This window comes from Silvibacterium sp. (genome assembly GCF_047605705.1).
Classification (GTDB): Bacteria; Acidobacteriota; Terriglobia; order Terriglobales; family Acidobacteriaceae; genus Silvibacterium.
Genome location: NZ_JASGFD010000029.1, coordinates 50717 through 68949, shown reverse-complemented (window position 1 = coordinate 68949; position 18233 = coordinate 50717). Strand labels below are relative to the sequence as shown.

Here is an 18233-nt window from a genome sequence, read left to right as displayed (position 1 = left end):
ATATCGACCGCTTTGTGCTCGCGAACCTGCAGGCAAAGAAGCTTGAGCCGGTGGCCGATGCGGACCCGGTTGTGCTGCTGCGGCGGCTTCGCTATGACCTGACGGGGCTGCCTCCGACGCCGCAGGAGATTCACGACTTCGAGAAGGATCATTCGCAGCGCGCCTACACTGCGCTGGTCGACAGGCTGCTGGCCTCGCCACAGTTCGGCGAGCGCTGGGGAAGGCACTGGCTCGATGTGGCGCGCTATGCGGAGTCCTCCGGGCCTTCGCGCAACATGCCGTATCCGAATGCGTGGCGCTATCGCGATTATGTGATCGATGCCTACAACCGCGATGTGCCTTTCAATCGCTTCCTCAGCGAACAGATTGCCGGAGACCTGCTGCCCGCGGCCACACCAGCGGATCGCGACCGGCTGCTGATTGCGACCGGCTATCTCGCGCTCGGGCCGAAGGACGTGAACCAGCGTTTCCATGCGCGCTACCGGATGGATACGGTCGACGACCAGATCGATACGGTGACGCGCTCGACGATGGCGCTGACCGTCTCCTGCGCGCGCTGCCACGATCACAAGTTCGATCCCATCCCCACGACCGATTACTACGCGCTGGCAGGCATCTTTACCAGCACGGAGGACGATGCCGGGCTGACGAGCAAGATGGGCGGCAGCGGCCTTGAGTATTACGACCCGAAGCATCTCGGCTACCTGAGCACCTCCGCGCATGCGCCCGCGATTTCGAACGATGCCCGCGACAAGGCAAAGGCGGAGCTGGACACGAAGAAAAAGCAGCTCGAAGAGCTGCAGGCCTCGATCGACAAGGCGAAGAAGGATGGCACGCATCCCACGCCGACGGCGGAGCAGAAGCAGACGCTGAGCGAGCTGCAAAAGCAGGTTGCAAGCCTGCGCGAGGACTACACCCTGCTTGGAGACCTGGGCGAGCTTGGCTACGGGGTCCACAGCGTGCGCGACGGCGAGGTCGCCGATACTTCGGTGCGCATACGCGGCGTGGAAGAGCGCCATGGGCCGACTGTACCGCGCGGATTCCTGACCGTGGTCAGCGTTCCGGGAGCGCCGAAGATTCCCGCGAATCACAGCGGGCGGCTGGAGCTGGCGGAGTGGATCACGAATCCTGCGAATCCGCTGCCCTCGCGCGTGTATGCGAATCGCGTGTGGGAGCAGCTCTTCGGAACGGGCATCGTCAGCACGGTCGATAACTTCGGATCGTCGGGCGACAAGCCTTCGAATCCGGCGCTGCTCGATTACCTGGCGCAGGACTTCGTTGCCAACGGCTGGTCGACGAAGAAGCTGGTGCGTGAGATTGTTCTGAGCCATGCCTATCGCCTTGGCTCCGCTGTTCCTGCCGGCTACCAGGAGATCGACCCGGCGGATCGCTATATCTGGCGCCATAATCCGCGGCGGCTCGAGACGGAAGAGATTCGCGACAGCATCCTTGCATCGGCCGGTGATCTCGACCTCAGCCATCCGGCGGGCTCATCCTCGATGGCGCTGCGCATGATCGAGATCCGCGACGACGGCCCTGTCGTCGCCTCGGTGCTCGATGCCGCCGACCGCAATCGCTATCGCAGCATTTATCTGCCGCTGCTGCGCGACGAGACGCCGCGAGCGCTCTCCGCCTTCGATCCTGTTTCGCAGACGCTGGTCTCCGGCAGGCGCGAGGTGACCACGGTGCCCAGCCAGGCGCTCTTCATGCTGAACTCGCCGTTTGTGAGAGAGCAATCGCTGCTGCTGGCGAAGGAATTACTCCGCAGCCATGACAGCGATGCAAAACGAATTCGCATCGCCTACGAACGCGTGGCAGGCAGCGATCCGAGCGAGGCGGATATCCGCAGGGTTCGCAGTTTTCTTGCCGCCTACGAGAAGAAGCTTGCGCCTGCATCCGGCAAAGGGCAGGGGCATCTGCAGACCGTAGCGGCATCGCAGGCGCAGCCCGCGCTCACGCAGGACATCGTGCGTGAGGACGGTCTTGCGCAGGACGACATGGTGGACAGCGCGCAACCGGAGACGGCAAAACCCACGGTGCAGGCATCGTCGGCGCAGGAGGCAGGATGGGCTGCGTTCATCCAGGCGCTCTATGGGTCCGCGGCATTCCAGTTTGTGCGTTAGTGCAGGCGTTGTAACGTCCTTCTCCGCGCATCGCCCACGGGCGCGGAGAAGGATTCCAGTGATCGAAGGATTTCATCGCGGAGGCAGGCTGAACCATGTTCTCGAACTTTTCCCATCCATCCCGCAGAGGCTTTCTGCGCATGTCTGGCGCGGGCTTCGGCCATCTTGCGCTCACGGGACTGCTTGGCTCGCTCGCGAAGACGGCCGCGGCCGCCGACCTCAACACAAACAACCCGCTGGCCCCGAAGCGGCCACCGCTTCCGACCAAGGTGAAGCGCATCATCTTCCTCTTCATGGAAGGCGCGATGTCGTCGGTGGATACCTTCGAATACAAGCCTGAGCTGTGGCGGAGCAACGGCAAGCCTGGTCCCGGCGGCGGCACCATCACGGCTTCGAAGTTCAAGTTCAGCCAGTATGGGCAATCGGGCGCGTGGTTCTCCGAGCTGCTTCCGAACATCGCCGCGCATGCCGATGAATACTGCTTCCTGCGCGGACTTTATACCGACACACCCGCACATCCACAAGCGGTGGTGCAGCTGCATACCGGCAGCGCGAACGCATCGCTGACGCGGCCCAGCATGGGATCGTGGCTGCTGTACGGCCTGGGCACGGAGAACCAGAATCTGCCCGGCTACATCACGATCAATCCGCCGGTAGCCTTTGGCGGCGCGTCCAACTATGGCAGCGCGTTTCTGCCCGCGTACTACCAGGGCACGCCGATCACCGATAAGGGCGTGATGCCGAATATCCAGGCTGCGACTTCACGCGAGCTCGAGCGGCAGCAGATCGACCTGATTCAGGACCTGAATCGCGAAGTGGCCGCAGCTCCGGGCGCGCCCGAGGCGGTGGAGGGCGTCATCAAGTCCTACGAGCTCGGCTTCCGCATGCAGGACACGGTGCCAGATCTGCTCGATATTTCGAAGGAGCCGCAGCACGTGCTCGACGCCTACGGCGTGAAGCCCGGCCTCGAAGGCTCATTCGCGCGGCAGTGCCTGATGGCGCGGCGTTTGAGCGAAGCCGGTGTGCGCTTCGTCGAGATTCGCCAGCCGGGATGGGATCACCACACCAACCTGCACAACGGACTCATTGAAGAGACACGCCGCGTGGATCAGCCGACGGCGGCGCTGCTGGCGGACCTGAAGCAGCGGGGCCTGCTCGATGAGACGCTGGTGCTCTTCGGATCGGAGTTCGGGCGCCTGCCCACCTCGCAGGGTGACGACGGACGCGACCACAATGTGACCGGCTACGCGATGTTCATGGCCGGCGCAGGCGTGCGCAAGGGATACAGCCACGGCAACACCGATGAGCTGGGCATGGCCGCGGTGGAAGGCCGCATGCACATCAACGATCTGCATGCGACGCTTCTCGGCCTGATGGGCATCGATCACGAGCACCTGACCTATCGCTACGCGGGGCGCGATTTCCGGCTGACCGATGTGGCCGGCGTGGTGCAGCGCGATGTGTTTGCCTGATGGGTCGTTGTGCGGGACTCGATCGTGATGCCGGTTACAGCACCACGATCTGGTCGGTGTAGATCTCAGCCGGTTCACCGGCGCGAAGATGCCAGGCGGGCATGCGCAGGATGCTCTCCGCATGCACCCGGATGTAGCGCGCACGCTGCCCTGTGCTGAAGTCGAGCCGGAAAGGCTGCACCGGAACCTTTGTGATCTCCGGATTCTGCTTCGGATCGGGATTGTTCGGGTTGGCGATCTTCACCGCGTCGCCATATGTGTGATCGTCTACAGAGATGGCATAGGTGACGTATGCGGGCAGCACCAGCAGGTTGAAGTCCGGCTGCGCCTGCACGTTGAGGAAGTCCATGCGGATGCTGCGCACCTCACGCACCTCGCCCAAGTCGAGCACGAAGTCCATGTGCTCGCCCTTGTATGCGATCCAGTTCACATCCGGCGCACTCCACGACTCCCATGATCCGAAGAGACCGTCGGTGAGCCGCTGGGCCGCGGCCGCTCCTCCATCGGGAAGCGTGACGGGTGTGATCTTTTTACGGAACGATGCGGCATACTGCGCTTCCGCGATCCCGGCGAAGGCCCTTTCATACGAGGCCAGGTAATCCTCCGGCGAGGTGCTGCGCTCACGCAGGCGCGATACTCCTTCCTGCTTGCAGCCGTCTACGAACTGCGAGACGAGCGGCTTCATCTCCGGCTTGACGAAGACTTTTCCATCCGGCGCATGCGCATAGAGGCTGCGCGGCGTGTCCACCTCGTTCCGCCCGATCTGGATGGTTGCGTAGAGCAGCGGCAGGCGAGCAGCTCGGACACGCGCCGACAGCTGCGCGTCAGCGGCAACGGCCTTTTCCGCCTGATCGAAGAGCTGGTTATAGACCTGCATCCTTTCCTGCGAGAGATAGCTGTCCTTCGCATCCTCGGGGCTTCCAAAGATATTCAGCTTGAGGCCGCTCTGGACCAGCGACTCGCGCATGCGATCGATGTAGGCCCGGATCGGCCGCCCCGCGGCACCGTAGTAGCCGTTGAGATATTCGTCCATGATGACGCTGTCGTCCGCGCCCGGATCCCACATCAGCTTGGCCAGCATGTAGGCGCGCAGTCCGGCCATCTCGCCACCCACTTCGCGGTTTGCCTGCATGAAGAGCGAGTTCACATGGTTGTCGAGATAGAACTGGATGTTGGGCTTGAGCGTGTGCAGGTTCGGAAAGGGACTGACCAGGTTGGTGAACTGGATGGTGTAATCCCAGATGAGAATGCTCTTCGCGAGCCTGCCCCAGGTCACGAGCTCTTTGGCGAAGGCTGGATCGGTCTCATACACTGGGCCCTGACGCCTGCTCTCGATATTGCAGAGCATGATGTTGACGTTGGGCTCGGCCTCGATATTGGCCGGAGGCGTTCTCGAATACCAGTAGGCCAGTGTCGAGATGGTCTTGTCGGGGAAGGCCTTCGCGACATCGTTCACGAAGTAGAGGATGGATCCGCTCGGCACGCCGCCGTACTTCGTGTTGAGCTGCGTACAGGGTTCACAGCGACAGTATTGATTGTTGTCGTTCTGGCTTACCGACCAATATGTGGCCTCGGGCTTGTCTGCGATCTTCTTCCTGAGATTCGCGATCAGCTCCGCGAGCACTTCGCGATTGGAGAGGCACAGCTGCGCGCCGGGAACGCGACGGCCGTTGATCAGCGAATAGTATTCGGGATGGCTTGTACCGTACTGCTCGGGCGGCATCAGCTCATTGAAGGTGTGAACGAAGAGTCCCCAGTCATCATGCGAGGAGAGCCGGTGCCATGCCATGTATTCCGGGTCGAGCGTGTCCCGATAAGAGGTGGTGCGGTAATGCACCGGTGGAACGACGACAACGGGAGCCTTTGGCAGCGCGATCGACTTCGCACGCGGAACATCGATTGCGGCGGAGGTATACATCCGGAACTGCCACAACTCCAGCAGCCCATAGACGCCGTAGAGCACGCCCTTGTTCGTGCCTCCTAAGATGATCAGCCCATGCGGCACAGGATGATACGCAAAGCCATCTCTTTGTAACGGATCTAAAGGGAGGTGCTGTGCCTGTCGCGTCCTGCCGAGGAAGAATGCAGGTCCCTTCCGGTATGCGCCTTCGCGGGTGATGGCGAGGCTTTGGCCCAGCTCTTTCTGGAGATAGTTCTGCAACTGCGCGGCTGCCTGCTGCTCGATCGCATCGGGCTGGTCCGGTATCACGATCGTGTATTGCGAAAGCGCATCCAGGCTTACTTCCCGGATATCGGACATCGCTGCGAGGGCAGAGGACGGCAGAAACATCGATCCGGCGGCGAACAGGCTTGAGGATTGCAGGAAGTTTCGGCGAGTGAGCTTCTGGCGGCTGATCTTCTTCTGAAAGTCCATCACTGCGCTTATTATTTCGCACCCGGCGGCTGGCATGGAGCTGCTCTCGAGCCATCAGGCCGACCGATCAGGACGAAAGCTGAAAGCAGATTTTGGGACGTACCCGGTATGTTGCAGTCGTGTTACCATCATCCCACTCATGCTGAAGAGGGCATACAGCTCGCGCTGTTGTTGTATCCACACAGTCTCTGCGCGCTTAGTCCTTTGCTGCCAGCTTGCCGGCAGCCGGCCCTGAATCCTGAAATTCTGAACAGTTCGTTTTTGGCTCCGTTCTACTTTCAAGCTTCGATACGATCGCGGCGCTCTCAGCCGCAGTTACTCCCAGGCAAGAACCCTCAGTAGCAGCTGTCATTCATTAGTGATGCCGTATCCGTAAGGTACACCGGATTTCCGGTTCGCCCTCGCGCAAGCATATTCACCCGCCGCAGTGGTCCATCCACGGGGATCTCTGCCGACACGCAATACGTGTTTCATTTTGGAGGCCGTACATGCAAGTTCATGCAATCGCGCGGCGAGCGTTCTTTGCCCTCTTCGCGCTTCTGCTGCTTTCCCCCATCCTGTCTCTCGCCCAGACTTTCCGCGGCACGATCAACGGCACGGTGACCGATCCTTCCGGCGCCGCGGTTGCCGGGTCCAAGGTGACCGCGACCGACACCTCCACCGGAGTGGTTCGCGATACCGTCTCCTCCGGCGCAGGCGAATTCTCCTTCAGCGATCTTCCGCTGAGCAGCTACACCATCAAGATTGAAGCCCCGGGCTTTCAGTCCACAGAGATCACCGGCGTGCAGGTGCTTGCCGGCAAGATTCATACGCTGCCGGTGAAGCTGGCGGTCGCGCAGCAGGCCTCGACCGTAGAGGTCTCCGCCGATGCGCTCACGCTCGACACGACTACCACCACGCAGACGACCACGCTGGATGCAAAGGCGCTGCAGGATACGCCGCTGAATGGCCGCGACTTCACGCAGCTTCTCGGCACCTCGGCATCGTTCGCCGGTTATAACAACTCCGGCTCGGTAAACGGCATGCGCGGCAACCAGCTCGATTACACGATCGACGGCACGGATAACAACGATCTCTATCTCGACGTGGACGCGGTGAACCAGGGCGGCATCAGCGGTATCGCCGGCGTGGTCTATCCCATCGATGCGCTCGACGAATACTCGCTGCAGACGACGGGCAACAGCGAATCCGGACGCAGCCCCGGCGGCAACCTGAACATCACCACGAAGTCCGGCAGCAACCAGTTCCATGGCTCGGCATATTACTTCAACCGCAATGAGGCTCTGGCCGTCACTTCGCCCTTTACCGCTCCCGGCTCGCAGGAGCAGCCGCTGCGCAACCAGAACTACGGCGGCTCGCTCGGCGGACCGATCTGGCATGATCACACGTTCTTCTTTCTTACGTACGAAGAACAGAAGTTCGTCATCGGCGAAGCCAATACTGTGACCGAGCCCTCGCCCGCATACCAGAAGCTCGCACTCGCGGAACTGACCAAGTACGGCGTGCAGCCGAGCTCGGTCTCGCAGGCAATCCTGAGCACGCTGTGGGATCCGACGGAGATCGCCAACCTTCCCGCAACGCCGGGCAACTACCAGAGCAGCGCTCCGCAGAACGGCTACAGCCATAACCTCGTCGCCAAGCTGGATCACAACATCAGCGACAAGAGCCATATCTCCGCACGCTGGTACTTCGGCCAGGGTTATGCGCAGGCGCCTGATTGTGTCTATGTCTGCTCGTATCTGCCGGAGTACTTCCAGACTGTTCCCTCCCACATTCAGAACTACGACGCGGTCTGGAACTACACCCTGCGCCCGAACCTGAGCAACCAGGTGGCGGCGGGCGTGAGCTACTTCACGCAGGCCTTTGCCGATGCGGACCACAGCCAGAATCCGCTCACACTGGCCGGCCTCAACACCGGCGCATCGCTGCTGGGCGCTCCGCAGATCGCCATCAACGGCTTCGATTCGATCGGCATCACGCCGACCTCGGGCCGCAACGACATTACCGGCCATATTTCGGACACGCTCTCCTGGACCGTGGGCAGACACCAGCTGCGCTTCGGCGCGGAGTATCGCCGCGCGTACATCGACCTCTATTACAACTGGGGCGGCCGCGGCGCATTCAACTTCGGCACCGGCGGCGTGCTCGGTCCGTGGGCCAACGACACGAGCGTCACCGACTCGAACATCCTGAACCTTGCCGACTATCTTGCCGGCTACTCGTATCAGTCCACGATCACGCTGGGCACGCAGGAGCGCTTCATCTACACGCACACCGGCACGGCCTTCGTCGAGGACTCGTGGCAGGTGACGCCGAAGCTCAACTTCAACCTCGGCCTGCGCTATGACTATCAGCAGCCCTTCTACACCAACGATCCGAACCTCTCCGTTTTCGATCCAAACAACGGCGGGCTGGTGGTGGCCGGAGGCGGTTCGGGCACGCCGGGCTATATCTACAACAGCAACAAGCTCAACTTCTCGCCGCGCTTCGGCGTTTCCTACCAGGTGCGCAATAACACGGTCATCCGCGCGAATTACGGCATCTACTTCGACCAGCCTGCCGGCCAAGCGTTCTTCGGCAACATCGGCATCCCCAACGGCGGCGCGGGCGGCGTCAACAATAACCCGGTCGGCACCGAGCCGAACGAGTCGATTGTGCTGGGCGTGTCAAATCCGCTGTCTCCCATCTGGACCTACGGCCAGACGACGCCGATCTTCTCCGCCAGCCAGGGCCAGCCGACCGGCGACAACGTGGTCTCCATCTACTCGGTCAGCCGCAACTTCAAGACGCCATATGCACAGCTCTTCGGCCTGAACATCGAACAGGGCCTGGGCAAGGCATGGCAGTTGAACGCGGCCTATGTAGGCACGGTGAGCCGCCATAACCTTGTGCTGCAGGACATCAACCAATCGGCGGTGGTCGCCGGTGAGCAGCTCGACCAGAGCACAGCGACGGTAACCACGGCGGCGGGCTACACCTTCTCGGCACAGCAGGCGTCACGCCCGTACTTCAGCCAGTATCCGAACTTCGGCATCATCAACCAGATCAACTCGGCTGCGTCCTCGAGCTACAACGCACTGCAGCTCACGCTGCGCAGCAGCAGCTGGCATGGACTCACGAGCCAGTTCGCTTATGCCTGGAGCCATAACCTCGACGACTCCAGCGTCTTCAACACCATCCCGCAGAACTCCGCCAACCTGTTCGGCGACTGGGGCAATGCGAACAACGATATCCGCAACCACTTCTCGGCGTATCTCAACTACACCATCCCCAACCTTTCGCACGGCCCGCGCGCGCTCACGCAGGGCTGGGAGGTGAATGGCATCGTCAAATTCCAGAACGGTGAACCGGTCAATGTGCTCACCGGCCAGGACAACAGCGGCACGGGTGAAAACGAGGACCGCGCCAGCATTACCGGCACGCCCCTGAACAGCGACCGCTCGGTGCAGCAGCACACCTACGCGCAGTACCTGAACCCCAACAGCTACGTGGTGCCCTCTGCCGGCACTTACGGCAACCTGGGACGCAACCAGATCATCGGACCCGGCTTCGGCGATGTGGATCTTTCCCTCATCAAGAACATTCCGCTCTACCAGGAACGCGTGAAGGCGCAGTTCCGCGTAGAGATGTTCAACGTCTTCAACCGCGTGAACCTGGCGCAGCCTGAAGCGAACCTCGGCGACGGCTCGTCCTTCGGCTGGAGCACGCAAACCATCGGCACATCCTACGGCGCGCCCGGCATCGGATCCGGCGAACCGTACAACACGCAGCTTGCATTGAAGATTCTCTTCTAAGCACAGCTGCAATCCATGAGAAAGGCCGGTCGCTCTCGACCGGCCTTTTTATTTGCGTTGACAACTATTCACTGAACCATCCACAAAAAGATCGAGACGCGCATCGGCCTTCTTGTGTAAGACATCTTCTATCTTCGATTGCATTGCGCATATTCCCTTCCTTCGTTTGTATCGATACATTCTGAATTCCCGCCTTTAGCAGGACCTTTGGAAGCGTGTCATTCCAAAGCGAGACGGTTTTGCTGCCTCGCGCAACTGCATTTCACGTCTGCTCGGATGGAACGGAATTCTTCGCTACGAAAATTATTTCCTTCGAAGAGAAATTAACGCTTGACGTATTTCACGAGCGGCGAGCAAGATATTTCCCGATTCATGGAATCGTTTCCACCGAGCGCCAATCGCTTTGTCCCAAGCGATTGGCGCCAGACAAAAACCCACGCGTAACCGCTCTTCAAAGAGGGAAGCCAAACTACTGCACATGTTCACAGGACACCCGGGGGTCAGCTCCCCGGACCTGATGCAACATTCTCAGCTCAACGCTTCGTGATTTCGCTATCGCATAGCGACTAAGAACCTTTTTGTCTTTTTTTTCGAGTTGACTCCTTACCTGTAAGCCGATGTTTCGACCAGTTGCTCCTGCGTTCACTGGCCGGCATCCATGCAACTCTCCGCCACCTGTCCCGGTGGATGCGGAGGATTGCGTTTCGCAGTCCATGGAGGCCTTTCCGTATGAACCTACGTTCCGATATTCCACGTCTTTCTTCGACGCTCACGTTGCTTCGGGCCACGCGGCTCAGGGCTCCGGGGTCCAACCGCGCGATGAAAACCTTCTGTGCTCTTCTCGTGCTGGTTCTCGCCAGTTTCGCCATTCCCAGGCATGCCGATGCGCAGGAGTATCGCGGCACCATCACCGGCCAGATCAGTGACCCCGGAGGCAGCCTCATTCCGAATGCCACCATCGTTGCCTCGAGCCCGGAACATACTTACCAGGGCAAGACCGATGCCAAGGGCGAGTACTACATCCCCTATGTGCAGCCGGGCACGTACCAGGTGAAGGCCGATGCTCCCGGATTCAAATCGGTCGTCCATCTCGGCGTCGTCGTCGACGTCTCCGCCAAGGTCTCTCAGAGCTTCCAGATGCCGGTCGGCTCGGTCAACGAAACCGTATCGGTGAATGAAAACACGCTGACGCTGAACACGCAGGATGCCTCCGGCGGCACGGTTCTCGATTACGAAAAGATCCAGAACCTGCCGTTGAACGGACGCCAGGTGTACATGCTGATGGCGCTCACTCCGGGCGTTCGCTTCACGCAGACGCAGTTCGGTCCCGGCGGCTATTCCGGCACGCGCGGCTGGGATACATCGAATGCTTATTCGATCAGCGGACAGCCCGGCACAACGAATCAATTCCTGCTCAACGGCGCTCCGATTTCCGTGCAGGGCGGCGGACCGGCCGGCACGTGGAATATCTCTCCCACGATCGATGCCGTGCAGGAGTTCAAGATCATGACCATCACCTTCGACGCGCAGTATGGGCGCGTGGGCGGCGGCGCGGTCAACATCATCCTGAAGAACGGCTCTCCGCATTTTCATGGCACGCTGTATGACTTCTGGCGCAATTCGGTGCTCGATGCAAACACCTACCAGCTGAACCAGGAGAACGAAGCGAAGCCCTTCCACAACGAGCATCAGTTCGGTGGCACCGTCGGCGGCCCGTTCCTCAAGCACAACGCCTTCTTCTTCTTCAGCTATGAGGGCTATCGCCAGGTGCTGCCCGCGGGCGTCGTCACCACGGTTCCCACCTCCGACCTGTATCCCGGCTCCGATGGTTCTGTCGATCTTTCGAGCTATCTGACGGCGACCGGGCGCACCGGCGGCATCTACGATCCGGATACCACGGCCTGCGTGGTGGAAGGCTCAACCGGCTGCACCACTTATGGGCGACAGCAGTTTTCCGGGAACATTATTCCGGCGGATCGCATCAGCTCGGTCGGTCTCGCATTCATGAAGCTCTTCCCTGCTCCGAATCGCGCGGGTTACACCAACAATTATGTGTTCAATGGCAAGGATCGCTACAGCTACAACATGCCCATCGCCCGCGTCGACTATGACTTTACCGACAGGACAAAGCTCTACGGCATCTTCGCATGGTGGTCCGGTCATGAGTATCGCAACGGCAATGGACTTGTCGGTCCTGCCATCACCGGCGACATCGACAACTACCGTTCGAGCCTGACCCAGGTACTCGACCTTACGCACACCTTCAGCCCCAAGCTCATCGGCGATATCCGCGTCTCCTTCAATCGCTATTACTATGCCGATCCGAACGGCACCGTTGCTGCCGGCCTCGATTCGCTGACGGCAAGCGATGTCGGCCTGACGATGCCGAAGATCCCCACCACGACGAAAGACTACGCACCATCGATCTCACTCGGCGATAACTTCCCCGGCATTATCGGCAACGAGGTTAACCCGAATATCTTCGAGACCTATGACGTTGGCCCCTCGCTCACGCATGTGATGGGGAACCACAACCTGCATTACGGCGCGGAGTGGTCTCTCTATCACGACGTGCCCTCGGGCATCGGCAGTCCGAATGGCTACTTCGGCTTCGGCACCGACTTCACCCAGAAGAATCCATTCCAACAGGAGGAAGACGGCTCGGTCATCGCCAACCTTCTGCTGGGTTATGCGGACTCGGGCGGTGTCGATTACGACATCGCGCCGTACGAGTCCTATCGCTACGTGGCGGGCTATGTGCAGGATGACTGGAAGGCGCGCCGCAATCTGACAATCAATGCGGGCGTTCGCTGGGATGAGGAGTTCTCACCGATCGAACGGCACAACCGCCTGCTTGCCGGCATGTGCCTTACCTGCGTCAACCCGATCTCGGCCAGCGTGCCTTCGCTTGCGCCGCTCTATGGCACCGTGCTCTTCGCCAGCAGCAGCCAGCCTGCCTATCCGAACAACACGGGATTCTGGCAGCCGAAGATCGGCCTCTCCTATAGCCTGAGCAAGAGCACCGTGCTGCACGCCGGATATACGCTGAGCAAGGCCTTCGGCATCGAACTGGGCGGCGCTTCGGCCTGGAACGAGTCGACCTCGTATAACGATTCGCCGGACGGCAACCTGCATCCCGGCACCGGCTTCATCAGCGGCAACCCGTTCCCCAACGGCTACGTTACGCCTCCCGGAAGCTCGGAAGGCGCGCTGGCGCTGGTCGGCACCAACTTCGGCATCGACATGCGCGATCGCAAGATCATCCACGTACACCAGTGGACGCTCGGCATCCAGCAGGCTTTGCCTTTCCAGATGCTCGGCGAGATCGACTACCTCGGCATTCACTCGGATAACCTGCGCTCCTCAAGACAGCTCAACGGCCTGAGCGCGCAGGATTTTGCCGAAGGCCATGCCGATCCGAACTATCTCGACCAGCAGGTGCCCAACCCGTTCTACGGCGTTCTGCCCACCACGGTCGCGCTGGGACAGAACCCGACCATCCAGGCACGCTATTTGAAGGTTCCGTACCCGGCCTTCGATGGCGGCATCTACGACTACACCTTCCCCGGCGGCTACAGCAATTACAACGGGCTGCTGGCCAAGCTGGAGAAGCGCTTCTCGGGCACGGGCGTGCTCTCGAAGGGGCTCAGCTTCCTGACCTCCTTCACCTGGTCGCACCTGCTCGACGCGACCGGCTATCTCAACAACAATGGGGCGGGTCTCGTCGACCCGACACCGTACTACACCACGGACGGCGGCAACCGCCCCTGGGATCTCGCCTTCAGCGGACTCTGGGGACTGCCGATCGGCCGCGGTGCCGCGCTGTTCTCAAATGCCCACGGCATTTTGGGCCAGGTGGTGAACGACTGGCAGATGGATTGGATCTTCCAGAACGATGGAGGCACGCCGGTCGGCTATCCCAACGGCTACAACTACAACTGCGGCAACTACAACATTCTTCCCGCCCACCGGAGCTATAAGAGCTACCTCAACAACTCGGATAATTCCTGCTTCTCGACCTTCGCCGAGTACACGGCTGTGACCAAGCTGCCGATCACGACGAAGCTTCTCAACCCCTGGGCGCAGCAGACAGCCATTGGCTTCGAGAAGAAATTCCGCATCCGCGAAGGCACGACGCTGCAGTTCAAGGCGGAGGCCTTCAACCTGACCAACACCGCGATCTTCGGAGGCCCGAACACCGGCTCTCCGGATCAGGAAGTAACCCGCAACACCAGCGTGGCCAGCGACAACCAGCCCGGCTCCTGGTCGGGATACGGCACCATCGGCTCGACGGAACAGAACTTCCCGCGCCAGATCCAGATGTCCCTGAAGCTGCAGTTCTAACCCAGAAAACTCCCAGCAGAAGCGCCCTGTTGCCTAACCCGGCGGCAGGGCGTCTCTGTTTCTGACCGGTACTATCCGTTGCGAGATTAAGCCATTTCCCTTGAACCACTTGATGGGTCATTCCCGGTGCAATGCGGTTGAGTGAGCTGCAGGATTCCGAGAGCCGCAATATGCACCGGCATGCTGCCTTTGCGACGGTCGCGACGCGTTTCGCAGAGGCCGTTCTTTTGAGCGTCTCGAGAGATACAGAAAAAAATCCGAAAAGATAGCGTTTACACGGGATGCAATGTTGGATATATTCCCATTCACTCCATAGAAATACGAAATTTCTTCACTCCAAATTTGCTTCGAGGTTGTTTTTGCCCCTTCTTCAGGATGTTTGTGGTTTACGCGTTGATTCCTATGAAACCGATTACACACGGAGCCTAGCTCATGCTGGTTTTCGCAGTAAACAAGAGACCACACGGCGGCAAATCCGCACGCCGCATAGCCCTTCCCATTGCACTTTTAGCCAGCGCCGCCGCACTCCACGCACAGGAGTTTACCGGTCACGTCTCCGACGCTTCCAAGGCTGTGATTCCGAAAGCGCTCATCACCGTTCATAACGAACTCACCAACGAAACGCTGCAGACCATCACCACGGGAGCCGGAGACTACACCATACCCTACCTGAAGCCGGGCACCTACTCGGTCACCGCCGAGAGTCCGGGCTTTGACAAGCAGGAAAAACTTCACATCTACCTCGAGACGGGCAAGACCGCGACCATCGATTTCGTGATGAAGGTGGGCACGAAGGTCGAGACCGTGACCGTTGCCGATAATGCCCTGCTCGATGCGAGCAAGGCAGACCGCGGTGAGGTTGTCGAAAACGAGCGCGTGACCGAGTTGCCGCTGAACGGCCGCGATCCGAACATGCTCTCCATCCTCAACGCAGGCGCGGTGTGGACGGGCAGCATCCAGTATCAGCGCCCCTTCGATGACACGCAGGAAAACCTGTCGATCAATGGCGGCGGAGCCGGACAGAACGAACTCATGCTGGACGGCATGACGAACGAAGCGGCCTCCGCGAACAACACCGCCAACTCGAAGATTGCGTATGTGCCGCCGGTCGACTCCGTACAGGAGTTCAAGATCGTGACCAATCCCTACGACGCGCAGTATGGGCGCGGTTCGGGCGGCGTCGTGGATATGACGCTGAAGTCGGGCACGAACAAGATCCACGGCGATGCGTACGAGTTCGCACGGCGCAGCTTCCTCGATTCGAACACCTGGCAGAACAACTGGCTGCTGGCCAGCACCGGCGACGAAGCCGAGTACGGGCGTCCGCAGCATAAGCTCGACCAGTACGGCGCAGAGCTCGATGGCCCTGTCTATCTGCCGAAGATCTACGATGGCCGCAACCGCTCGTTCTTTCTTTTGCAGTATGAGAACTGGAACGAGATCGTGCCGAACGCGCTGGTCACTTCCGTCCCAAGCCCGCAATGGGTGAACGGCGACTTCAGCAACCTGACCTGGTGGGACGGGAGCGAGTATGCGCCGATCACGATTTACGATCCGCTGACGCTGCACCAGAACGCGGGGGGAGCGTACGTTCGCAACGCCTTTCCGGGAAACGTTATCCCAACAGGACGCATCAATCCAGTCGCACAAAAAATCATGTCCTACTATCCGGCTCCGAATACGACGCCGGCCACGGGCACGAATCCTTTTGCAAACAACTACTCCACACCCAACCCCACGACCGATCGCTATCGCAATGTGATCGGCAAGTGGGACCAAAACTTTTCACCGGCCGACCGCTTCACGCTTCGTTATGGGTACTGGGAGCGTGTCGAGATCCGCAGCACGAACGGCATGCCCGGCGCGATTGCGCAGGGCGAACTGCCGCACGGGGAGCGCAGCCACACCTTTGCCACGGAGTGGATCCACACCTTCACGCCGAAGCTGTTCTTCGACTTCCGCGCGAATGTGATTGTGCGCGCCGACTACACCTTCGATGGGCCTTCCGGCTTCGACCCCACAGCACTGGGCTGGTCTGCCTCGGAGGTCAACCAGCTGGGCAGCGCGGCACGGCAGGAGTTCCCGCTCATCGAGCCAAGTGAGTTTGCTTACATCGGCAACAATGGCTCTTCGCAGACGGTGAGCAACTCTCTGAACCTCTTCCCCAGCGTGACGTGGAACCACGGCAAGCATACGATTCACGCCGGGCTGGATCTTCGTCTGCAGCAGTCGGTGAATGACATAGTGAATGGCGGCCCGTACTTCTGGGTCGATCGCCAGTGGACGCAGTCGAACTACATCGACGCCGACTGGACGAACGACAGCGGCAACTCATTCGCATCGATGCTGCTGGGTACACCGACCTCCGGCAGCAACACGATCAACGCCACGTCCTTCTGGTCGCAGCACTACTGGGCGCCGTTTCTGCAGGATGACTGGAAGCTGACGCGCAAGCTGACGCTGAATCTTGGCGTTCGCTACGATCTCAATCCATCCGCGGTGGAGCGCCACAACGGGGCGGACTATGCGTTCGACACGTCGGTGACGAATCCTGTGAACGCGCAGGTCAACTCTTCCCTGCTGCCGGGCCCGGTGCTGGGCGGTGTGACCTTCCTTGGCGTCAACGGCAATCCACGCAGCCTGTACGCGCTGACCAAGACCAACATCCAGCCGCGCGTCGGCTTTGCATACGCGCACGATCCGGATACGGTTCTTCGCGGAGGCTTCGGCGAGATGATCCGCAATCCGCAGACCGGCGGCAACACGCTGGGCTGGAGCGCGACGACGCAATTTAACGCAACGCTGGATGGAGGCATGACGCCTTATGACACGCTCTCCAATCCGTTCCCCACGGTATTGCAGCCCACCGGCTCCTCCACAGGCCTGCTTACAGACCTGGGACAGGGGCCGTGGGATATCAATCCGAAATACCGCACGCCGAGCTTCTGGACTTACTCTCTCGGCGTGGAGCATAAGTTCCTGAAGCGCGATACGGTCGAGCTGAGCTATGTAGGCAGCCGCCTCTATAACGCTGACAGCAGCGATAACATCAATCACGAAAGCAGCGCGTACTACAGCAAGTGCAACCTGGATCAGGGCGGCAATCCAGCACTGTGCAATAACGACTATCCGACCAATCCGTTCTATAACATTCCGGCGTTCAACGGCTCGTCCTACTACAGCGCTACGACGATCCAGGGCGCGAACCTTACACGCCCTTTTACCGCCTTCGGCGACATCATCCGCTACCAGCTGAACGATGGACGCAGCTGGTATAACTCGCTTCAGCTTACGGCGATGCATAAGTGGACCAATGCACTTACCCTGCACGGCACATGGACGTGGTCGAAGCTGATGGACGCAGGCGGCTGGACAGATGAGACGTATCGCGTGCCGTATCGCGGGCTCGACGGCAACGATCGCACGCACCGCATCACGATCTCGGCTGTGTACGACCTGCCTGTCGGCCGGGGCCGCACCGTCGGCGGCGATATGAATCGCCTGCTCGATGGCGTGATCGGCGGATGGGAACTCGGCAGCTTGTATGTGTATGAGACAGGCTGGCCCTGGGCCGTCCCCGACAACCCCGGCGAGAACTACATTCACAACGCATGGGTGCCTCGCCATGTGGATAAGACAACCGGATACATACGCGGCGTAGCAGCCTGCGTGCGCCAGTGGCAGCAGGACAGCAACGGCGATTGGAGCCAGCAGATGCTTGCCTTCAACTACACCGGAGGCTGCCCCCAGGCAGACTTCTCCGTGGTGCCGGACTGGGGCGAATATCACAATACGGTAGCTACCGGGATTCGTGTACCGAATAACCAGCAGTTCGACGTAAACCTCTCCAAGAACTTCCAGGTGGTGAGCCGCATGAAGCTTCAGCTTCGTCTCGAAGCCTTCAACGCACTTAACCATCCACTGTGGCAGGAGGCTTATGAAGGCAGCGCACAGGATGTCAATTTCGGCACCATCGAAAAGGGCCCATGGGCGCAAAGCAATCTACCCAGACAGGTGCAGGTGGCAGTGAAACTGATGTGGTGAGATAGCCTCGCATTCTCCTGCGGCAGCGACATGGGAGTACTCTTCTCTATGTCGCTGCCGTTATTTTTTGTTTGCAATAGAC

6 protein-coding genes are annotated in these 18233 nt (G+C 60.2%); 5 read left to right on the top strand and 1 reads right to left on the bottom strand.

The genetic code is table 11. The annotated features are described in order from the left end of the window. Window positions 1–2123 (top strand): DUF1549 and DUF1553 domain-containing protein (locus tag QM649_RS12050; RefSeq protein ID WP_415199292.1); only part of this gene is annotated, 2123 nt, incomplete at its 5' end. Between the two features lie 95 nt (window positions 2124–2218). Beyond that, the gene (locus QM649_RS12045; protein ID WP_415199291.1) at window positions 2219–3595 is read left to right on the top strand and encodes a DUF1501 domain-containing protein; all 1377 of its coding nucleotides are present in this window, start codon (window positions 2219–2221) and stop codon (window positions 3593–3595) included. A gap of 34 nt (window positions 3596–3629) precedes the next feature. Here the strand turns inward: QM649_RS12045 and QM649_RS12040 are convergent, their stop codons facing one another. After that, window positions 3630–5969, bottom strand: coding sequence for a DUF4838 domain-containing protein (locus QM649_RS12040; RefSeq protein WP_415199290.1), 2340 nt, complete (start codon window positions 5967–5969; stop codon window positions 3630–3632). 488 nt (window positions 5970–6457) lie between these two features. Between QM649_RS12040 and QM649_RS12035 the strand changes: the two genes are divergently transcribed. From QM649_RS12035 to QM649_RS12025, 3 genes are all read left to right on the top strand, one after another. Continuing rightward, on the top strand, window positions 6458–9763 hold the full coding sequence (locus tag QM649_RS12035; protein ID WP_415199289.1) for a carboxypeptidase regulatory-like domain-containing protein: 3306 nt from the start codon (window positions 6458–6460) through the stop codon (window positions 9761–9763). A 729-nt stretch (window positions 9764–10492) separates the two neighbouring features. Then, window positions 10493–14107, top strand: a complete 3615-nt coding sequence (locus tag QM649_RS12030; protein ID WP_415199288.1) for a carboxypeptidase regulatory-like domain-containing protein — start codon at window positions 10493–10495, stop codon at window positions 14105–14107. A 432-nt stretch (window positions 14108–14539) separates the two neighbouring features. After that, entirely contained in the window at window positions 14540–18151 is a 3612-nt protein-coding gene (locus tag QM649_RS12025; protein ID WP_415199287.1) for a TonB-dependent receptor domain-containing protein, read from the top strand. Window positions 18152–18233 lie beyond the last annotated feature (82 nt).

Bases quoted from the DNA above. Each gene is read 5' to 3' on its own strand.
- QM649_RS12045 (WP_415199291.1), top strand. From the start codon at position 2,219: ATGTTCTCGAACTTTTCCCATCCATCCCGCAGAGGCTTTCTGCGCATG.
- QM649_RS12040 (WP_415199290.1), bottom strand. From the start codon at position 5,969: ATGGACTTTCAGAAGAAGATCAGCCGCCAGAAGCTCACTCGCCGAAAC.
- QM649_RS12035 (WP_415199289.1), top strand. From the start codon at position 6,458: ATGCAAGTTCATGCAATCGCGCGGCGAGCGTTCTTTGCCCTCTTCGCG.
- QM649_RS12030 (WP_415199288.1), top strand. From the start codon at position 10,493: ATGAACCTACGTTCCGATATTCCACGTCTTTCTTCGACGCTCACGTTG.
- QM649_RS12025 (WP_415199287.1), top strand. From the start codon at position 14,540: ATGCTGGTTTTCGCAGTAAACAAGAGACCACACGGCGGCAAATCCGCA.